This is a genomic window from Amycolatopsis umgeniensis (assembly GCF_014205155.1).
GTDB lineage: Bacteria > Actinomycetota > Actinomycetes > Mycobacteriales > Pseudonocardiaceae > Amycolatopsis > Amycolatopsis umgeniensis.
Genome location: NZ_JACHMX010000001.1, coordinates 5,280,501 through 5,299,328, shown reverse-complemented (window position 1 = coordinate 5,299,328; position 18,828 = coordinate 5,280,501). Strand labels below are relative to the sequence as shown.

The 18,828-nt window shown below is 70.4% G+C and carries 19 protein-coding genes; 3 read left to right on the top strand and 16 right to left on the bottom strand.

The genetic code is table 11. The features are described from left to right. Position 1: 1 nt before the first annotated feature. The 3 genes from HDA45_RS25150 to HDA45_RS25140 are packed head-to-tail and all read right to left on the bottom strand — an operon-like array spanning position 2 to position 2,447. Positions 2–154, bottom strand: coding sequence for a hypothetical protein (locus tag HDA45_RS25150; RefSeq protein ID WP_184899245.1), 153 nt, complete (start codon positions 152–154; stop codon positions 2–4). Positions 155–156: 2 nt separating this feature from the next. Further along, positions 157–1,758 carry a DNA polymerase Y family protein gene (locus HDA45_RS25145; protein WP_184905992.1) on the bottom strand — a complete coding sequence of 534 codons (1,602 nt, stop codon included), beginning with the start codon at positions 1,756–1,758 and terminating at the stop codon, positions 157–159. Between the two features lie 14 nt (positions 1,759–1,772). Next, positions 1,773–2,447 carry a hypothetical protein gene (locus tag HDA45_RS25140; RefSeq protein WP_184905994.1) on the bottom strand — a complete coding sequence of 225 codons (675 nt, stop codon included), beginning with the start codon at positions 2,445–2,447 and terminating at the stop codon, positions 1,773–1,775. 232 nt (positions 2,448–2,679) lie between these two features. Here HDA45_RS25140 and HDA45_RS25135 point away from each other — a divergent pair, with 232 nt between their 5' ends. Then, on the top strand, positions 2,680–3,270 hold the full coding sequence (locus tag HDA45_RS25135) for an HD domain-containing protein (RefSeq protein WP_184899243.1): 591 nt from the start codon (positions 2,680–2,682) through the stop codon (positions 3,268–3,270). Between the two features lie 4 nt (positions 3,271–3,274). Here the strand turns inward: HDA45_RS25135 and HDA45_RS25130 are convergent, their stop codons facing one another. The 3 genes from HDA45_RS25130 to HDA45_RS25120 are packed head-to-tail and all read right to left on the bottom strand — an operon-like array spanning position 3,275 to position 5,626. Continuing rightward, positions 3,275–4,621: a hypothetical protein gene (locus HDA45_RS25130; RefSeq protein ID WP_184899241.1), complete on the bottom strand. Its 1,347-nt coding sequence runs from the start codon at positions 4,619–4,621 to the stop codon at positions 3,275–3,277. 58 nt (positions 4,622–4,679) lie between these two features. Continuing rightward, entirely contained in the window at positions 4,680–5,129 is a 450-nt protein-coding gene (locus HDA45_RS25125) for a VOC family protein (protein WP_184899239.1), read from the bottom strand. Positions 5,130–5,140: 11 nt separating this feature from the next. Next, a complete protein-coding gene (locus HDA45_RS25120; protein WP_184899237.1) occupies positions 5,141–5,626 on the bottom strand; it encodes a pyridoxamine 5'-phosphate oxidase family protein in 486 nt (161 codons plus the stop codon). Positions 5,627–5,806: 180 nt separating this feature from the next. On the opposite strand from HDA45_RS25120, the gene HDA45_RS25115 reads away from it, so the two are divergent. Continuing rightward, entirely contained in the window at positions 5,807–6,511 is a 705-nt protein-coding gene (locus tag HDA45_RS25115) for an SRPBCC family protein (protein ID WP_184899235.1), read from the top strand. On the opposite strand, the gene HDA45_RS25110 is transcribed toward HDA45_RS25115, so the two are convergent. The 9 genes from HDA45_RS25110 to HDA45_RS25070 all read right to left on the bottom strand — a co-directional run bounded on the left by HDA45_RS25110 (position 6,508) and on the right by HDA45_RS25070 (position 16,901). Beyond that, positions 6,508–7,281 carry a hypothetical protein gene (locus HDA45_RS25110; RefSeq protein ID WP_184899233.1) on the bottom strand — a complete coding sequence of 258 codons (774 nt, stop codon included), beginning with the start codon at positions 7,279–7,281 and terminating at the stop codon, positions 6,508–6,510. The genes HDA45_RS25115 and HDA45_RS25110 overlap by 4 nt on opposite strands. 278 nt (positions 7,282–7,559) lie before the next feature. Then, positions 7,560–9,122, bottom strand: a complete 1,563-nt coding sequence (purH, locus tag HDA45_RS25105) for a bifunctional phosphoribosylaminoimidazolecarboxamide formyltransferase/IMP cyclohydrolase (RefSeq protein WP_184899230.1) — start codon at positions 9,120–9,122, stop codon at positions 7,560–7,562. Further along, complete coding sequence (gene purN / locus HDA45_RS25100) at positions 9,119–9,736, bottom strand: phosphoribosylglycinamide formyltransferase (RefSeq protein WP_093935171.1); 618 nt, start codon at positions 9,734–9,736, stop codon at positions 9,119–9,121. The genes purH and purN overlap by 4 nt, the downstream gene beginning before the upstream one ends. 76 nt (positions 9,737–9,812) lie before the next feature. Continuing rightward, on the bottom strand, positions 9,813–11,282 hold the full coding sequence (locus HDA45_RS25095) for a cell division protein PerM (RefSeq protein WP_184899228.1): 1,470 nt from the start codon (positions 11,280–11,282) through the stop codon (positions 9,813–9,815). Positions 11,283–11,424: 142 nt separating this feature from the next. Continuing rightward, on the bottom strand, positions 11,425–12,240 hold the full coding sequence (locus HDA45_RS25090; protein ID WP_184899226.1) for a DUF5336 domain-containing protein: 816 nt from the start codon (positions 12,238–12,240) through the stop codon (positions 11,425–11,427). A 299-nt stretch (positions 12,241–12,539) separates the two neighbouring features. Next, the gene (gene sucD / locus HDA45_RS25085; RefSeq protein ID WP_076163092.1) at positions 12,540–13,427 is read right to left on the bottom strand and encodes a succinate--CoA ligase subunit alpha; all 888 of its coding nucleotides are present in this window, start codon (positions 13,425–13,427) and stop codon (positions 12,540–12,542) included. Between the two features lies 1 nt (position 13,428). Then, positions 13,429–14,598 (bottom strand): ADP-forming succinate--CoA ligase subunit beta, encoded by a 1,170-nt coding sequence (sucC, locus tag HDA45_RS25080; protein WP_184899224.1) that lies wholly within the window; start codon positions 14,596–14,598, stop codon positions 13,429–13,431. Between the two features lie 117 nt (positions 14,599–14,715). Beyond that, positions 14,716–15,075 (bottom strand): hypothetical protein, encoded by a 360-nt coding sequence (locus HDA45_RS25075; RefSeq protein ID WP_184899222.1) that lies wholly within the window; start codon positions 15,073–15,075, stop codon positions 14,716–14,718. Next, positions 15,072–16,901 (bottom strand): hypothetical protein, encoded by a 1,830-nt coding sequence (locus tag HDA45_RS25070; RefSeq protein ID WP_184899220.1) that lies wholly within the window; start codon positions 16,899–16,901, stop codon positions 15,072–15,074. The genes HDA45_RS25075 and HDA45_RS25070 overlap by 4 nt, the downstream gene beginning before the upstream one ends. Before the next feature lie 620 nt (positions 16,902–17,521). On the opposite strand from HDA45_RS25070, the gene HDA45_RS25065 reads away from it, so the two are divergent. After that, entirely contained in the window at positions 17,522–18,208 is a 687-nt protein-coding gene (locus HDA45_RS25065; protein ID WP_184899218.1) for a peptidoglycan DD-metalloendopeptidase family protein, read from the top strand. 187 nt (positions 18,209–18,395) lie between these two features. Here the strand turns inward: HDA45_RS25065 and HDA45_RS25060 are convergent, their stop codons facing one another. Next, entirely contained in the window at positions 18,396–18,644 is a 249-nt protein-coding gene (locus HDA45_RS25060; RefSeq protein WP_184899216.1) for a hypothetical protein, read from the bottom strand. Positions 18,645–18,828: the final 184 nt, after the last annotated feature.

Genomic DNA, 18,828 nt, shown 5'->3' with positions numbered 1-18,828 from the left:
GTCACCGATTCTCGATCGAACGTCTCGGCGGGGGGACGAACACTTCCGCGCGCGGGACGCACGCCGCCCAGGCCGTGTCCAACTCGGCACGCTGCACCGGGATGGCCGGTTCTTCCAGCCATCGCCGCACCAGCCGCGTGTACTCCTCGTCCATGGTCAGTCGTACTTCCCTTCCAGTGTCCACATCGGATTCTCGTGGTGTGCGAAGCGGAGCAGCACCGCTTCCTCGGCGCCCTGTCCGTCGGCCAGCAGTACCTGCACCCGGATCCGGGTGCCCGAACGCGCGTGACCCGCCCCGGCCCGGACGCCGACCAGCCAAGGCCCGGCCCAGGCGAGGACCTCGCGCGGCTCGCCTCCCTCGAAGCTCACGAGGAACGGCGTGCCGGTGACCCGGCGCCGCGCGGTGATCTCCACGACGCGCCCGTTCTCGTCCAGCACCTGGGCGGGCACCGGCCTGGCGAACACCGTCGCCGGGGAAGGCGACGGGAGCCGTCCGGCCCAGTTCGCGTCCGCCCGCGCCGACTTCTCCCGTCTGTCGCCCCACGGCACCAGCCGGACACGCTCGGCGGGACCTCGGCCGCCGTCGAGCACCGCGGTGAAGACGCTCTCCGGGCCGAGCAACCCCTGCACCCGCACCAGCGCGCGGCCCGCGCGTTCACCGGCCAAGCCTTCGTCCTCTGTGGACGGACGCAGCGCGCCTGCCGCCCCCGCCTGCCACAACCCGAGCTGCAGCGACCGGCCTTCGACGGTCTCCTCCGGCTCCAGCCGCAGCCGCACGACGCCCGACCTGGGCCGCGCCGAGGTGTCCCGGACCTTCAGCCAGCCTTCGAACTGCCAGCGCACCCTGTCCGCGACGCCGGACGGGGTCAGCGGTTCGGCGCAGCGCCACACCCGGCCGAGTTGTTCACCGGTCTCGGTGGTGGCGTAGATACCGAGGCGGGTGCAGGCCAGCCCGTGCGCGGCGAGCCCGGCGTGAAAGCTCTCGCCGAGCCCTTTCGCCACGAACGCGGCGGCGTCGACCCTGTCGATCGGCGGGTCGAACGTCTTCGCGAGCGAGAGTTCCGGTGGTGGACGGCGGCGCAAGGGCGGACGTTCGGACCGCCCTCGAGCCAGCCGGTGAGCGAGTACGCCTTCCATGCCGAACCGCGCGGAGACATCGCTCTCGCCGAGCGTCGCGAAGGCGCCCAACGTGCGAAGGCCGAGCTGCCGGAGCAGGGTGACCAGTTCGGTTCGCCCCGCTTCGGGCTGATCGAGTTCACGGATGGGCAAGGGAGCGAGGAATTCCGCCGTCCCGCCCGGCCCGACCAGTGTCGAGCGGCGGGCGGCGAGCGTCGCGGCGAACAGGCCGTCGGCGACGCCGACCTGGCATTCCACCCCCGCCGCCACGGACACCTCGTCCACCAGCCTTTCGAGGAGACCGTGCTCGCCGCCGAAGTAACCGGCGGCGCCGTCGACCGGGACGGCGACGATCCCCGGGCGTACGACCTCCACCCCGACGGCCAGCCCTTCCACCGCCTGCGCGACGGACTCGAAGAGCCGGGCGTCACGGCCGTCGTCCTCGCCGAAGACCGCCAGCTCCGGGCAGCAGGACTGGGCCTCGCGCCGCCGCATCCCTCGGCGGACGCCGTATCCCCTGGCCACCGCGGTGCAGGCGACCACTCGGTTCGCCGAGAAGACCGCGGCCGGTCGGCCGACCGGTTCGCCCGCGAGGGCCGCGGCGGCGACCGCGGGCCAGTCCGGGCACCACAGCACCAGCATGCGTACAGGTGAGTTCACGCCGTCCCCCACCTCGCCGCGGGGAAGTCGGCCTTCTCGACTTCACCCTCGCCGGGGAAACGCAGCAACGCCGCCATCGGCCGGGCGGCCGCACCCCGGCCACCCGCCCGCACCTCGACCTCACGAGTTCGCAAATAGCCCGCTCCGCCACCGGTGAAACCCGTCCAGCGCGAGCGGTGGCAGCTCAGCTCGACCTCCGCACCGGGCCAGGAACCCAGCGAAAGCAGCACCGAACCACGGTTGCGGGCGCGGGCGGACAGCCGTCTCGCCACGTCGGGCCTGGCGAGACCCGGCCCGACGACCACGAGGTCGAAGCCGTCGAGCAGGGCCGCGGTCACCGCCGGGAACTCGGCACCGGGACGGGGGACCAGCGCGAGCCTGCCCACCTCGACCCCGAGTTCCGCGGCGGCGACCACCCCGAGCGCGGGCAGGCCGACCGCGACCGCCCACGCGCCGCCGGCTGTCGCGGCGGCGAGCAGGGTGAGCATCAGTGACGTGGACCCCAGCACCGAAACGGTGCTCCCGCGCCGGAGCCCCGCGGCGGGCAGCAGACCGGACAACGCCGGGGACACCGGGAGCACCCTTCCCGTCGTCCTCGCGTGTTCGGCCGCGGAAGCCACGCCACTGGCCGTGCTCACTCCTGGCAAAGCCGCCAGCCTCGCCAACGGCAAGGCCCGTGCTTCGACCACCTCCGCTGTCACCGGACCTCGCCTCCCCACGACACCTGGACCGTCCTTTGTGGACGGTTCTGGGCGTGCCACGGGGAAGGCAGCACATCGAACGCTTGTTCGATGTCTCCAGTACACCGGTCGGCGCAGCGGTTGTCAAGCGGATGCGGCCGTCACCCGAATCTCACATGCACGGTGCTCATCGGCGGACCAGGTTCCTGCCATTCTGGATGCCATGTCCTCGCCAGCTCTGCGCCGCGCCCTGACCGATCCCGGTGAGCCGCCGCTCCGCCCGTTGCCGGAGGAAGTGGGCGGACTGCTGGAGAAACTGGCCGCTCCCCCGCGCCTCGCCGCGCATCTGCGCGCGGTCCACGATGTGGCTTGCACGCTGGCCGACTGGCTGGAGAAGCGACACCCGGAGGTGGTCTTCGACCGCGAAGTGACCCTGTTCGGCGCGGCCGTCCACGACGTCGGCAAGACGATCCACCGCGAAGAACTGTCCGGACCGGGTTCCGCGCACGAGCAGGCCGGTTACGAACTCCTTGTCTCCCAAGGAATCGACGAGGACCGGGCGCGATTCGCGCGGACGCACGCCGCTTGGGGCGCGGACGTCGGCGTCGAAGACCTGCTCGTGAGCGTCGCGGACAAGGTGTGGAAGGCCAAGCGGGTCACCGATCTCGAACAGGCGCTCGTCGACCGCTTGGCCGCCGCGACCGGGCAACCTCCTTGGGAGGTCTTCATGGCCTTGGACGACGCGCTCGAAAGGATCGCGGCCGAAGCCGACGGGAGGCTGGCCTTTCAGGCGAGCCATCCCGTCGGCGACTGACCGGTCAGGCCACACGAGGCAGCGGGGCCGGGTGATATCGCCGGAACGCGGGCCCGGAAGTGCCCGGTTCGCCGTGCAGCCAGTCGTAGAGGAAGTGGAACTCCGGGCCGAATCGGTTCGCCTCGGCGTTCAGCCGCTCCGGCGACGTCGACGGCCAGCGGCCCGTCTCGACGCGATCCCGCAGCACGCGCAACGCCGTCAGCTCCTCCGCCGCGGTGTGCTGGCAATGCCCGCCCCGGTTCACGAACAGCTGCCGGATCCGGCCGGGATCGACGCGGTCACCATGGGTCCGCTCGTGCTCGGGGGCGACGCCGTCGCCGATCGGGTGCAGCGTGACGATCGGCTGGTGACCGCGTCCCGTCGGGGTCCCGGTGCGGTCGAGCCGACGGGCCGCGGCGTTGTCGGCCTTGACGCGCGGCGCGGCGGCGAGCTTGGCCAGATCCGCGCCCAGGTCCAGGCCCGCGGCGCGGTAGGCCTGCTGCACGAGGTCACGTTCACTCGACCGGGCGAGCAGGCCGCGGTAATCCACCCCGGTGTTCCCGGTCGGATTCCCGCCGGCCCGCGCCTCCAGATCGGCCCGGTGGGCGCCCCACGAAAGCTGGTCGTAAACCGCCTGGACGAACTTTGTCTGCTGGCGGATCTGCTCGACGACGTCGGCGGAGCGGGGATGATGCGCTGTCGACCAACCGGGGACGTCGGCGAACGCGTTGGCGAGGGCGAGCCGCGCCCGTCCATCGGGTGATTCCAGCGCCTTCGCGATCGCCTGATGGGCTTTCGCGAGGTTCGTGCGCGGGTCGGCGATGCGGACGATCTCCAGTTCGGGCGCCAGCAGCGTCCGGACCGCGAACCCGAGGTCCAGCGCCTGAGCGAACAACGCGGAGCCGCCCGCGACGGGCCCGCACATCGCCAGCGCGCCGTCGATCCGGTGTGGGAGCCGCTCGGACAGCAGGACCGCGTTGAGCCCGCCGCCGGACGCTCCCCAGGTGAGCACCTGCGCCGGACGTCCGACGTTGCGGTCGAACCAGGACAGCAGCGCCGTCTGATCGTGAACGGCTTCCCGGGCGGAGAAGCCGTTCGGCTTGCTGTAGAGCGACGCGGCCAGCGCGTACCCCTCGCCGAGGAGAACGGGCTTGGCCTCCGGCCGGTTGGCGAGCTCGATCTCCTCGGGAACGTAGCCCGGCGGGTAGATCCCGTGGTTGTACAGCAGGAGTTTGCCGTTCCAGTTCGACGGCACCTCGACCCGGTACCGGGCGCCGTCGATCGCTCCGGTGTGGACACGGACGTCGTCCGTGGCGAGGGCGGGCGCACCGGTGACAATCAGCGCGGCGGCCAGGATTCCTGTCAACGTCATGCCCGAAATGCTGACAGCGCAAGGCTTCGCGGGAATCCGTCGAGACGCGGCTTCTCTCCTACGCTTCCCGACGTACGAGCTCTTCCGCCAGTTCGACGACGATCCCCTCCGGGCCGCGGACGTAACAGAGCCGGTAGCTGTCCTCGTATCGCACCACTTCGCCGACGAGTTCGGCACCGTGCGGCCGCAACCGTTCGAGGACGTCGTCGATGTCCTCCACCGAGAACACGAAGTGGCGGATGCCGGGCGTGTTCATCGGCGCTCGCGAATCGGCTTCCCGGCCGGACGGCGCCTGGTACTTGATCAGCTCCACCCCGCCGTGGCCGTCCAGTGGGCGCAACACCGCGATATCCGTCCGGACCCCTTTCAACCCGGTGAGGCGATCGACCGTGTCACCCTTGAGCGACGCCTCGCCTTCGAGTTCGAGACCGAGTGCGACGAAGAAGGCCTTGGCCGCTTCGAGATCGTGGACGACGACACCGATGTGTTCCAGCCTCTTGAGTGTCATGACAGTTCCTTTCAGGCGCTCTGCCGGCGCATGAGCTCTTCGACGGCGGTGGGCAGCGTGGTCTCGAAGTCGATGAGCTTGACCCAGGTCGGGGTCACCACGATCCGGACCATGCCGTCGTAGAGCGACCGCACCTGCTTCTCCCACTCGACCCGCTGCTCGGGCGTCATCTCGTAGGTGCCGCTCCACTGCATGTACTCGTCGGGGATGCCGTCGACGTGGTCCAGCTCGACGGTGCCGCGGAGGAGCAGGATCTTCGGCGGATGCGATTCGGTGTCGATGGTCAGGGCGACGGCGGGGTTGCGGCGCAACGACGGCAGTTTCGGCGCGTTCGTCGGGGTGCACATGACGATCTCCTCGCCGTTCCAGTGGATGCCGATCGGGATCGACCGCGGCGTGCCGTCGAGCGCGGTGTAGGCCAGCCGGGCCAGGTCACGGGCCAGGAGCTCCTGGCTGAGCGGGCGGTTCAGGATCTCGTCGATCTTGCTCTGCTGCATGTCGCTCTCCTCGGGTCGCCTTCTTCGCGGACACCCCGGGGACGCCGCCGTCCCCCGCACTTCGACACTCCGGAATGTGACTCGCGTCACAGCGTCTTTAGCGGGCTAAACGCGATCCGTTTGTCGAAAGCGCCCCTGGCCAGGCGTCGCCTCTATGAAGGCAGACGAGAGAGGACAGTCATGGCGAAGGAATCCGAGGTCCGCTTCGAGGGCTTGATGCCCACCACACCCGCCGACACCTGGGCCGCGATCACCACGGGCAGCGGAGGCTGGCTCTGGCCGATCCAGTACGAACCGCGCGACGGCGGCGCCGAATCCGGCCTCACGCCGAACGGCGGCATGGTGACCGTCTGGAAGCCGTCACGACGCTTCGTCACCTATGCCGAAGACGAGAAGGGCTGGTTCAACACCCTCGAGTACGTCCTCGAACCGAAGGACGGCGGCACGTACCTGCGCTACGAGCACACCACCGTCCTCGACGACTGGGACGTCGAATACGACGCGTGCAAGCGGCACACGGCGTTCTACCACCACTCGCTGGGCGAGTACCTGACGCATTTCAACCGGCGTCAGGCGAAGTACTTCAAGGCCGACGCGCCTGAAGCGTCGACAGCTCCGGAGGCGTTCGAGGCCGTGCGGACCGCGTTAGGCGCGGCGGTCGCGGGCGACCGGGTGTATCTCGACGTCCCCGGAGTCGAAGGCGTCGTCGACTACCTGACGTCGGCATTCATCGGCGTCCGCACCGAGGACGCGTTGTACCGCTTCTACGGCCGGAACGTCTGGGGCTGGCCTGTCGGCATCGGCCACCACCTGTTCGCCGAAGACGCCGACGCGGACAAGGCCGAGAAGGCGTGGACGGTCTGGCTGAACTACCTGTACGCCTAGCGGGGCAGGTTCTTCGCGAGCTCGGCCCCGACGGACTTCGCCGCTTCGGCGGACTCCCCGGGCGGGATCGGCGAGTTCGTGAAGAACCCCTTGTCCCAGCCCTTGTAGGTGACGATGACGACGTACACGCCCTGGGTGAACCGCAGCTCGGCGCCGCTGAAGGCGCTGTCGGTATCCAGGGAGACGAGAACCGCCTTCTCCCCGATCCCCTGCACCTGCTGCTGGCGCTCGGACGGCGCGGCCGACCCGACGGACGACTCCGCCGCCCGCTGCTCGGCCTCCGGTCCTTCGTGGCGGTACACCATGACCTGGAGGGTGCGGTCGTGGACGTTGTCACCGTCCGGCGCCGACCAGGAGCAGCCTCGCTGCTTGGTGACGATCTGTCCCGCCTTGATCTCGTTCTCGCGAGAGCCCTGGAAGCTGTTGGTGACCGTTTTGTTCAGGGCCTCCGGGGAGACCTGGCATTCGGTGGGCGGCTGCTCGGAGACCGGTGCCTTGCCGACCGACGAGTAGTACTCCGACGCGAAGATGCCACCGGGGATGCCCAGTCCGAGCAGCACGACGCCGCCCACGATCAGGCCGACGATGAGCCCGGTCTTTTTCTTCTTGGGCGGCTGCCCGTAACCGGGCGGCGGGTATCCGGGAGGCGGACCGTACCCCGGGGGCGGGCCGTATCCCGGCTGCTGCTGCCCGTAGCCCGGCTGGCCTCCTTGCCCAGGTGGCGGGCCGTATCCCGGCCCCTGGCCATACCCCTGCGGCGGCTGGTGCACCGATCCTCCTAGCGATCCTCGCGTACGCTCGCGCGTCGCGATTAGCCCGCTAAAGGCGACACGCGGCCAGCATGGCACGACGGCCGCGGGCGCGGGTGGCGGATGGGCTCAGCCCACCGAATCGAAGGCAGCCAGGGCAACCGACTTGGCCTCGCCGGAGAGCACGTCGGCGGGTATGCGCTCGTCCGCGAAGAAGCCTTTGTCCTTGCCGGGGGTGCGCCTTTAGCGGGCTAAACGCGATCTGCGCGTCGCGATTAGCCCGCTAAAGTCGAGTCGGCCTAGTGCGCGAAGTGGCGCGTACCGGTGAGGTACAGGGTGACCCCGGCGGCCTCGGCGGCGGCGATGACCTCGGCGTCGCGGATCGAGCCGCCCGGCTGGACGACGGCGCGGACGCCGGCTTCCAGCAGGACCTCGAGCCCGTCCGGGAACGGGAAGAAGGCGTCCGAAGCGGCGACGGAGCCCTTCGCCCGGTCCCCCGCCCGCGAGACCGCGAGCCGCGACGAGTCGACCCGGTTGACCTGCCCCATGCCGACACCGACTGTCGCACCGTCGTTCGCCAGCAGGATCGCGTTCGACTTCACCGCGCGCAGCGAACGCCACGCGAACTCGAGGTCGGCCAGCGTCCGCTCGTCGACGGCCGCGCCGGTGGCCAGCGTCCAGTTCGCCGGGTCGTCACCCTCGGCGGCGATCGTGTCGACGGTCTGCACCAGCATGCCGCCGGAGATCGGCCGGAACTCGATCGGATCCGGCGACGTGATCTCGGGCAGTTTCAGCAGCCGCACGTTCTTCTTGCGCTGCAGGATCTCGAGCGCCTCGGCGTCGAAGTCCGGCGCCAGGACGACCTCGGTGAACACCTCGGAGATCTGCTCGGCGGCCTCGCGGCTCACCGGCCGGTTGGTCGCGATCACCCCGCCGTAGGCCGAGACCGGGTCGCACGCGTGCGCCTTCCGGTGCGCCTCGGCGATGTCCTCGCCGACGGCGATCCCGCACGGGTTGGCGTGCTTGATGATCGCGACCGCCGGGGCGTCGAAGTCGTAGGCGGCGCGGCGCGCGGCGTCGGTGTCGACGTAGTTGTTGTACGACATGGCCTTGCCGTGCAGCTGCTCCGCGTGCGCGAGACCCGGCCGCCAGTGCTTGTACAGCGCGGCCTTCTGGTGCGGGTTCTCGCCGTAGCGCAGCACGTCGCCGCGTTCCCACGAAGCGCCGGTGAAATCCGGGAAGCCGGAGTCGTCCGCGGGCGCGTAGACGTTCGCGAACCACGAGGCGACAGCGGTGTCGTACGCCGCCGTGTGCGCGTACGCCTGAGCGGCGAGCCGCTTGCGGTCGGTCAGCTCGAAACCACCGGCGGCGACGCGCTCCAGCACCCAGCCGTAACGGGACGGGTCGACCACGACGGCGACGCTGTTGTGGTTCTTCGCCGCGGCACGCACCATCGCCGGGCCGCCGATGTCGATGTTCTCGACGCAATCCTCCGGGCTCGCGCCCGAGGCGACGGTCTGCGTGAACGGGTACAGGTTGACCACGAGCAGGTCGAACGGCGCGATGTCGAGCTGCTTGAGCTGCTCGACGTGCTCCGGGCGGTCACGGTCGGCGAGCAGGCCCGCGTGCACGCGCGGGTGCAGCGTCTTGACCCGGCCGTCGAGGGACTCGGGGAACCCGGTGACCTCTTCGACCGGCGTCACCGGCACCCCGGCGTTCGCGATGACCTTCGCCGTGCCACCGGTCGACACGATCTCGACACCCGCCGCGTGCAGCCCGGTGGCGAGTTCGAGCAGACCGGCCTTGTCGGAAACGCCGATCAGCGCGCGCCGGACGGGACGTTGTCCCTGAGCGGTAGTCACGAAAACCTCACCTTTCGTCCCTCGACCGCGCACCCGCTCCGGCCGAGCTTTTCGATCGTTTCCACCAGGAGCCTGCGTTCCACGGCCTTGATCCGCTCGTGCAGGACATGCTCGTCGTCATCGGATTCCACGATCACCGGCTCCTGCGCGATGATCGGACCGGTGTCCACCCCGGCGTCGACGAAGTGGACCGTCGACCCGGTGACCTTGACGGCCATCGCCAGCGCGTCGGCCACGGCGTGCGCGCCGGGGAACGACGGCAGCAACGCCGGATGCGTGTTGATCACACGGCCGGGGAACCGCGCGAGGAATTCGGCGCCGAGGATCTTCATGAACCCCGCCGAGACGACCAGGTCGGGCTGATAGGCGGCGACGGCTTCGGTGATCGCCTTGTCCCAAGCCGCGCGGTCCGGATGATCGGCCATCCGCACGGTGAACGACGGCACGTCGGCGCGTTCGGCCCGCGTGAGCGCCTCGATCCCGGTGCGGTCGGCTCCGACGGCGACCACCTTCGCCGGGAAGTTCGGCTTTTCGACGGCGTCGAGCACGGCTTGCAGCAGCGTGCCGGAACCGGACGCGAGGACGACGAGCTTCACCGGAGTGGGCAGGTCCAACCGACTAGCCAGAACGGGCTCCTTGCCACGGCGGTACGCACTCGGGCGCACGGCGCTTCACCTGGTCGCGACAACCCTAACGGTCGCCGCCGGGCGCGCTTTCGTCGCCGGACCCGTCGGTGGACTCGGTCACAGCGGTGTCCTGCTCCAGGTCGGTTTCGGCCCCTGGTTCGGGCTCGGGCTCCGCCGGGGTTTCGTCGAAGTCCTCACCCAGCTCCCGGGCGAGTTCCGCCTCGGCCTCGTCGTCGAGTTCCTCGTCGTCGAGCGCGGCTTCGGCTTCCTCCGCCGGTTGGTCCTCGACGGGCTCTTCTTCCTCGGCTTCGGCGACGTCTTCGGGTTCACCTGGCGGCTCCGGCGGCTCGTGCGCTCCGGCGAAGAAGGCGACGAAACCGCCGGGGATCACGATCCAGCAGAAGGCGATCACCGACGCGACCCCGACCGGCACGCTGACCGGGTCGAACGGGCCGTCGCCGAGCCTGCCGCCGGCGAGGGTCCCGAGGACGACGCACCCGAACGCGACGAGCGCGCCCGCGACGGCGACCGCCCGCATCCGCAGCATCGGATCCTCGTCGATCGTGCGGATCTTCCAGCCGACCAGCACTCCCGCCAGCGCGGGCAGGAGCAGCAACGCGGGCCACCAGACCGCGTGGTGCGACGGGATCCCCGCCAGCACCGGCACCCCCGGCAGCTGCCCTTCGCGGTAGCCGAACATGCCGACGGTCAGCGAACCGACCGAGAAACCCGGCCCGGTGGTGAAGGACAACGCGGCGACGATCGCGTTCGGCAGATACGCCACGGAAAGCGCGAACAGGCCGAAGCTCGTGCCGAAGCCCGGCTCGAACAGGCTGTCCACAGTGGACCACGAGAGCGCGGTGGCCGCGGTGAACACCACGGCGCCGCAGGCGATCATCGCGGCGAGGCCGAGCGCGCCCGCCCGCAGGCCCCGCACGGCCACCGGGTCGAACCGGTCCCGCACCGCGGCGGGCAGCCCGCAGACCTTGGCGATTCCCGCGACGGCGGCGAGCCCGGCGATCAGCCCCGGCACGCAGAAAGCGGTGAGCGGGTTGACCCCGATCGGCGATCCACTCGCCATCAGGGCGATGAGCACGCCGAACAGCGCGTGCGCCCCCGCTGTCACCGCCACCACCGGGACGGCGTCCGCCGGGGTCCGGCCGCCGATCCGGCGCACGGCGCGCGCGGCCGCCCTCGCCACGAGCCACGCGACGACGAGCGTCGGCAGCAGCGGCAGGATGCCGAGCGGATGACCGCCGAGATCGAGTTCCACCTGCCACGCGGCGAGCCAGCCCGGCCCGGCGGCGAGCAGCGCGCCGGTGGCGGAGAAGCGGGACCGGTCGGCCGCGAACGCGACCACCGCGAGCACGGTCGCGACGGCGGTGTAGGAGAAGAGCAAAGGCGCGCAGGCGGCGGCGAGCAACACCCGGACCCGCTTCGCCCTGGACACCTCCGGCTCGGGCACGAGGTCGCTCACCGGCTCTTCGCCCGGCGGGCGTTCGTCGCGGGTGAGCAGCGTCATGATCCGCACCATGACATCCGGACTGGGCCGTCCGGGTGAGGCACGCCGCCGCCGGACGGCGCACGTGGCCCAACCCACCCGGTCGGGTAATCCGGAAAACGAAAAGCACCCGCTGTGACCCTGTGTCACAGCGGGTGCTTTTCGGTGCGAAAGATCAGCTCTGCCGGTCGAAACCACCCGGCGGCGTGCCCGGGTTCTGGCCCTGCTCCGAGGACGGCGGCTGCTGGAAGAACTGGCCCTGCTGCGGCGCGTACGTCGTGGCCTGCTGGCCCGGCGGCTGCGTGACCGGCGGCTGGAATCCGCCCGGCTGCGCGAACGGACCGGACGGCTCGCCCTGGGGCTGCTGACCCTGCTGCCCCGCGCCGGGGAACGGCTGGACCTGGGTGGCGGCCGGGCCCTGCTGACCCTGCTGGCCGAACGGCCCCTGCGGGCCCTGCTGCGCGAACTGCTGGCTGTACGGGCCCTGCGGCGCCTGCTGCTGCGGCTTCGCGGCGGGCACCTTGAGGACGTCGTGCTCGAACAGCAGCGCCGCGACCGCGACCAGCATCTGCAGGATGCCGAGGATCAGCACCACGGTGAGGATGCCGGGGACCGAGACATCCTCGCGACCGCTCCCGTAGCCGATGATCAGGTCGAGGCCGCCGAACGCGCCCAGGACGCTGAACAACGCCGCGAACGGCAGCGTCTTCGGGCCGCGCGGCAACGCGTGCAGTGCCGCGAGCAGACCGCTGACCAGGAGGAAGACCGAGACCTGCCCAGCGGCGTCGGCCTCGTCGGAGAAGCCGATGAAGAACTGCACCAGGCCGAGGACGGTGACGGCGAGCGCGAGCAGCAGCGCCAGGTTCAGCGGGCTCGCCGGTGACGACGGCGCCTGCTGCTGGGGGAAGGCTCCCGAGCCGGGGTGAGGCTGAGGGGGTTGCTGGCCGCCACCCTGCTGGGGGTAGCCGGGCCCACCGCTGGGATAGGACATCCGAATGCTCTCCTGTCGTTGGACCGGCACCCCGGGGCGCGCGGGACTCCCGGGACAAACGAGGCGGCTGTGATGCTCGAACGCTAGCGCACGCACGGTCACCCCACGCCTCGGGCTCTGAGACGTCTGTACACCCGATCGGGTTCCACGCGGAACCCCCTCGGCGACGCCCATTTCGCGTTTAGCCCGCTAAAGGCGACGCGGCGGGCGCGTCGCCTTTAGCGGGCTAAACGCGATCCGGCGGGCCGGGCACCTGGTGAGGCGCCCGGCCCGCCGGGGAAAGCGTCAGTCTCCGAAGATCAGAGGCTGTTGTACAGCTCGCGCGCCAGGACGGCGGTCTCGCTCGGGGTCTTCCCGACCTTGACACCGGCGGCCTCGAGGGCCTCCTTCTTCGCGGCGGCCGTGCCGGAGGAGCCGGAGACGATGGCGCCGGCGTGGCCCATCGTCTTGCCCTCGGGCGCGGTGAAGCCCGCGACGTAACCGACGACCGGCTTCGTCACGTTGTCCTTGATGTAGGCCGCGGCGCGCTCTTCGGCGTCGCCGCCGATCTCGCCGATCATCACGATGACCTTGGTCTCGGGGTCCGCCTCGAACGCCTCGAGGGCGTCGATGTGCGTGGTGCCGATGATCGGGTCGCCGCCGATGCCGACACCGGTCGAGAAACCGATGTCACGCAGCTCGTACATCATCTGGTAGGTCAGCGTGCCGGACTTCGACACGAGACCGATCGGGCCCGCACCGGTGATGTCGGCCGGGATGATGCCCGCGTTCGACTTGCCGGGGCTGATCACGCCGGGGCAGTTCGGCCCGATGATGCGGGTCTTGTTGCCCGTCGCGACCGCGTGCGCCCAGAAGTAGGCCGAGTCGTGCACCGGGATGCCCTCGGTGATCACCACGGCGAGCGGGATCTCGGCGTCGATCGCCTCGATGACGGCGTCCTTGGCGAACTTCGGCGGCACGAAGATGACCGAAACGTCGGCGCCGGTCTCCTTGATGGCCTCCTCGACCGTGCCGAACACGGTGAGGTCCTTGCCCTCGACGGAGACGGTCTGGCCGGCCTTGCGGGCGTTGACGCCACCCACGATGTTCGTGCCGGACTTCAGCATCTTGGTCGCGTGCTTCATGCCCTCGGAGCCGGTGAGCCCCTGGACGATGACCTTGCTGTTCTCGTTGATGAAGATCGACATCTCACGCACCTGCCGCGGCGAGCTCGGCGGCCTTGTCGGCCGCGTTGTCCATTGTGTCCACCACGGTGACCAGCGGGTGGTTCGCGTCGGCGAGGATCTGGCGACCCTCGACGACGTTGTTGCCGTCCAGCCGCACGACGAGCGGCTTGCTGGCTTCGTCACCCAGGATCTTCAGCGCCTCGACGATGCCGTTCGCGACCGCGTCGCAAGCGGTGATGCCACCGAAGACGTTGACGAACACGCTCTTCACGTCGGTGTCGTTGAGGATGACGTCCAGACCGGCCGCCATGACCTCGGCCGAAGCGCCGCCGCCGATGTCGAGGAAGTTGGCGGGCTTGACGCCGCCGTGCTTCTCGCCCGCGTAGGCCACGACGTCCAAAGTGGACATCACGAGACCCGCGCCGTTGCCGATGATGCCGACCTCGCCGTCGAGCTTGACGTAGTTGAGGTCCTTGGCCTTGGCCTTCGCCTCGAGCGGGTTCTCCGCGTCCTTGTCGACCAGGGCCTCGTGGCCCGGCTGACGGAACGAGGCGTTCTCGTCGAGGGTGACCTTGCCGTCGAGGGCGATGATCTTGTCCTGCGGGTCACGGACCAGCGGGTTGACCTCGACCAGCGTCGCGTCCTCGGAGACGAAGGTCTCCCAGAGCTTCACGACGACGTCGGCGGCCTCGTCGACCACGTTCTCCGGGAACTTGCCCGCGGTCAGGATCTCGACGGCCTTCGCCTTGTCGACACCGATGATCGCGTCGACCGGGATCTTCGCGAGCGCTTCGGGACGCTCGACGGCCAGCTGCTCGATCTCCACGCCGCCTTCGGCCGAAGCCATCGCGAGGAAGGTGCGGTTCGCACGGTCCAGCAGGAAGGAGAAGTAGTACTCCTCGGCGATGTCCGAGGCTTCGGCCACCAGCACGCGACGCGTGATGTGGCCCTTGATGTCGAGACCGAGGATCGCCTCGGCCTTTTCCGCGGCCTCGTCGGGCGTCTGGGCCAGCTTGACGCCGCCGGCCTTGCCGCGGCCGCCGGTCTTGACCTGGGCCTTGATGACGACCTGGTTGCCGATCTTCTCGGCGGTGGCCTTGGCTTCTTCGGGGGTGTTTGCCACGGCACCCGGCAGAACCGGTACTCCGTGGGCGGCGAAGAGATCCCTCGCCTGGTATTCGTAGAGGTCCACTACTCCAGTCTCCTGACGACACGCCACTGTGGTGGTCCGTTGCCGGACCGCGCTGTCGGACCAGTCGAGGTTAGCGACCTGCGCAGAAGCAGGGGACTCCGCACCTGGTGAAGTCGGTCACCGTACGCGGTCAGACGGTGTTTCCACGGTGTGAGACCGCACACCGGAGACCCAGTTCGCCGCCTCTTCCAGGCTTTCGAAGGCGTTCTCGAACCCACCCGGCCCGTTACCGACCGCGAAGAGAAGGACGTCCGGGAGCGCGTCGGCGAGTCCTTCCGGTGCGCTCTCGCCGCATACGACGCCGAGGATGTCCGGATCCTCCTGTTCGACCGTCCGGACGAGCTGATCGGCCGTCTCGAGACGTCCGGCGTAGACGACCTCGACACCGTCGTCGCGCAGCAGTCTCCCGAGCGCGACCGCCGAACCCTCCTCGACGCCGAACTCGGCCAGGACGACGCGAAGGAGACGACGCGTCACTCGGACCGCCGCGAGCCCGCGGCGGCCATCCCGGCCGCGACGAGGGAGACGACGGCAGCGCCCAGCGCGAGCCAGAACCCGATCCCCGCCGAGGAGCCGTCGTACTCCGAGCCGACGAGCGGCAGTTCCGCCGCCCGCAGGCCGAGCACCAGCGCGGCACCGGCCAAGGCGCTCGCGGCCGCGACCGGCCTCGAGCGCACGACGAGCGCGTACAGGCCGAGCACGACAGCGAGCGCGCCGAGCAGCCCCCACGACGCCGCGCCGAAGTCCGACCACAGACCCGCAGCGGTGTAGCCGGGCGCGGTGAACACCGGCGTGCCGAAAGCGGCGATCGCCAGCACCGCCGCCGCGACGAGGGGGGTGAGCACGTTCCCGTTCGCTCGCGGTTCGTCCATTCCGCCGTCTTCGGAGTCGTCGCGCTCGACCACCCCGGTGATCACGGCGGCGAGCGCGGCCACGGCCGCCAGCGCGAGCGCGACGAAGGTCCACGTGACGCCAGGGCCCGCCGAGTAGCCGACCTTGTCCGGCAGCGGCAGCGGGAGATCGACGCCGAACAGCGCCGGATCGACGGCCTTGTCCTCGGTCACGGACAAGGCCGCGCTCAGCACGGCGGCCCCCGCGAGCACGACGCCCGCCCAGGTGGCCGCGACGACTCCTCTGGCGAACGCGGAGAGCCGCGGCACGAAGACGAACAGAGCGGGCACGGCGAGTACGACGGCGGCACCGAGCAACAGCCAGCGCGAAGGCGTCTCCGGTACGGGTGTCGCGCCATTGGCCTTCAGCACCGGGGTCAGCGCGCCGGCGACCGCGGCCGCGGCGGCGAGCAGCGCCAGCCCGCCGGTGACCAGCCGCCACCAGAACAGCCCGGGCAGCCTGGCCTCACCGGCCAGGTCACCGGTGACCGCCTCGCCGGCTTCCGCGACGTCGAACCTGGTGCAGGCCAGTCCGGACAACGCGAGACCCGCGACGGTCACCAGCACCGAACCCGGCGCGACCGAAAGCCGGTCCACGACCAGCCCCGCGACCATCGGCGGCACGCCGACCGCGAGCGCCGCCAGGCCCGCACCCGCGAACCCGCCCTTGCCGACGGCGGCCGAGGGGGAACTCACCGCCACGAGCACGGTCAGCGGGAGCAAGGCCGCGAGCAGCAGGTACCCGGCCATCGCGACCGTCGGCCCCTCGAAGGCGTTCTTGGCCAGCAGGTACGCGTTGCCCGAACCCAGGGGGGCGAGCAGCAGGCCGATCCCGCCCGTGACGCCGAGCACCGGCCCGAGCAGCCGCCACCGGCGCCGTCCGTCGAGTTCGCCCGCCAGTTCGGCCTCGTCGCGGGCGGCTCCCGCGGCGAACGCCCCGGCGGCGAGAGTGAGGAGGTGGCCCGCCACCAGCGGCCACAGTCCCGGCCCGGCCGGAGGCAACGCGAGCAGTCGATCGGCGAGGAACAGTTCCGGCCGCGCGGCGAGCGATCCGTCCGCGAGCAACTGCAGGTCCACCAGCAGCCGACCGGGCGCGAGCGCGGTCAGCCCGAGCACCAGCCCGGCGGTGAGCCCTGAACGTCCCGTCGACACCGCGTAGAGCACGGCCACGGCGGGCGCCAAGGCCAGCACGACCAGCAACGGCGCGGCGGTGAACCCGGGTGAACCACCCCGGACGACGGGCAGCAGCGCACCGACGGCCAGCGCGACCGCACCGGCCGACACCAGCCCCGCCGACAGCAGGAGCGCTCGCGGGCGGGCGCCCGGTTCGCTCCGGAGAAGTTCGGCGGACGCGGTCCCGGGGACGGCCTGTCCGGCGGAGGTGCCACCGGGGTGCCGTGAGCGCGAAGTCATCGACGGCGACGCTAGCAAGCCGGGCCCGCCCAGGCCCGCCAGCAGGGGGATCGCGGGCCTCACCAGCACTCGGGCGCCCCTGAAGCCGGTGCACTCGATACCCCCGGAGCTCTCGCTGAAACACCGGGAGCGGGGCAAACGTCCTTCAACACCGCTGGGCAACCGGTTATTTCCCTCGTTTGCCCCCTTTCCGGCCCTCCGGTACCCCCGAACGGCCGCTTGATCTTGTAACGCAAATCACAAGGTTAAGAGTAAACCTGATCTAACTTTGGGTAATCTTCACTGGATAACGGCCAGATCTCCGTCGCCCGATCGGCCGAGGGTGCGGCCAGATCTTGCTGATCGGGGTGCCGCTTCGTTACTGTCCCCGAGTCCCCATTACAGTCAGATCACGAATAAGAGCATCGAACGAACCACCCCCGAGGTCGTTCACCGGGTTCCCCCGCCCGGGCTCTTGATCCGACTCCCCGAACATGGAAGGCCCCGTCTTGGCTTCACACCGCTCCCCCGGCGGCCAAGCTCCTTCCCCGGCGCTCGAGAACGCACTCGATGGTGCGGTCGTTCGCGTCCGGGGCTCGCACCGACTGTCGCCCCCGTCCTCGGCCCTTCGTGGCCGTGTCGTGGTCGCGGCCGTCGCTGCCGGCGCCTTCGCGGCCGCCGCTGCCGGGCAGACCCTGAAGTCCGTTTCGGAATCCTCCGATGCCGCCGTCACCCCGCTGGCCAGCACCCAGGACGCGAGCGCCTCGTTCGCCCTCGGTGGCGGAGCCGCTGGTGGCGCCCCGGAGTTGCTGCCGACCAGCCAGTCGGCGAACGCCTCCGCCGAGGCCCAGAAGCTCTCGGACAACAACAGCATCACCCAGGCCCGCGTGAAGCGTGAGGCCGAAGCGGCCCGCAAGGCCGAAGAAGAGGCCAAGCGCCCCAAGACCTGCATGCCGACCAAGGGAACCTTCACCTCGGGCTTCGGTGCCCGGTGGGGCACGAGCCACCTCGGCATCGACCTCGCGGCCCCGATCGGCACCCCGATCGTCGCGGCCTCCGACGGAACGGTCATCGAAGCGGGCCCGGCCAGCGGTTTCGGCCTCTGGGTCAAGGTCCAGCTCTCCGACGGCACCGTTCACGTCTACGGCCACATGAACTCGTTCTCCGTCCGCGAAGGCCAGAAGGTCAAGTGCGGCGAAGAGATCGCCGAGGTCGGCAACCGGGGCCAGAGCACCGGCCCGCACCTGCACTTCGAGGTGTGGCAGAACGGCTCCAAGAAGATCGACCCGCGTCCGTGGCTCGCCGCTCGCGGCGTCAGCGTCAGCTGATCGAGCGTCTTTCCCGCTTTCCACAACGCGCTTCTCACTCCGGCTAGCTCCGCCGAAAGCACGGGCGCGCCGAGCAACGACGCTCTGGCGTGCTTTCAGGACCTCCGCTCCCCCCTTTTCGGGCACAGGGAAGCGTCGTAGGTCCTCCGGCTCGGAGCAGGTCTGGTTTTCCGGGCCCTGAAAGCCCTCAGGCGACGTCGTCGGGCAGTTTGCGGACGAAGTACCCCACGGCGACCTGCCATACGGTGCAGAGCCCCGCCGGGCGCCGTTCGATCGGCCGCCATCCGGCGAGAAGTCCCCGGGAACGAACTCGGTACCCGGCTGGCCGCGGCCCGAACAGCCATCGCCGCGCGTGCCCGCATACGACACACCGTCCGGCCCCGTCCGGTTCGTGCATCCGCAGTAACGCGCGCCAGGCCGCGACCAGCCTGAGCACTTCCGGCGGTTCCGGACCCCGATCCGGTCCCGCCCCTTTTTCAACACCCCGCAAGTACTCCAGTACCCCACTGGAGAGAACCCCAAACAAGACCCCGTCCACACCGCGCGCCCCCTCCCCTTGAGCGGGGCACACCGGCTTGTCCAGCATACCCCAGCGCATCGAACTCGTGTTCGATGGCACA

Bases quoted from the DNA above. Each gene is read 5' to 3' on its own strand.
- sucD (WP_076163092.1), bottom strand. From the start codon at position 13,427: ATGTCGATCTTCATCAACGAGAACAGCAAGGTCATCGTCCAGGGGCTC.
- HDA45_RS25120 (WP_184899237.1), bottom strand. From the start codon at position 5,626: ATGCAGCAGAGCAAGATCGACGAGATCCTGAACCGCCCGCTCAGCCAG.
- HDA45_RS25090 (WP_184899226.1), bottom strand. From the start codon at position 12,240: ATGTCCTATCCCAGCGGTGGGCCCGGCTACCCCCAGCAGGGTGGCGGC.
- HDA45_RS25115 (WP_184899235.1), top strand. From the start codon at position 5,807: ATGGCGAAGGAATCCGAGGTCCGCTTCGAGGGCTTGATGCCCACCACA.
- HDA45_RS25095 (WP_184899228.1), bottom strand. From the start codon at position 11,282: ATGGTGCGGATCATGACGCTGCTCACCCGCGACGAACGCCCGCCGGGC.
- HDA45_RS25125 (WP_184899239.1), bottom strand. From the start codon at position 5,129: ATGACACTCAAGAGGCTGGAACACATCGGTGTCGTCGTCCACGATCTC.
- HDA45_RS25070 (WP_184899220.1), bottom strand. From the start codon at position 16,901: ATGACTTCGCGCTCACGGCACCCCGGTGGCACCTCCGCCGGACAGGCC.
- HDA45_RS25145 (WP_184905992.1), bottom strand. From the start codon at position 1,758: ATGCTGGTGCTGTGGTGCCCGGACTGGCCCGCGGTCGCCGCCGCGGCC.
- HDA45_RS25135 (WP_184899243.1), top strand. From the start codon at position 2,680: ATGTCCTCGCCAGCTCTGCGCCGCGCCCTGACCGATCCCGGTGAGCCG.
- HDA45_RS25150 (WP_184899245.1), bottom strand. From the start codon at position 154: ATGGACGAGGAGTACACGCGGCTGGTGCGGCGATGGCTGGAAGAACCG.
- HDA45_RS25130 (WP_184899241.1), bottom strand. From the start codon at position 4,621: ATGACGTTGACAGGAATCCTGGCCGCCGCGCTGATTGTCACCGGTGCG.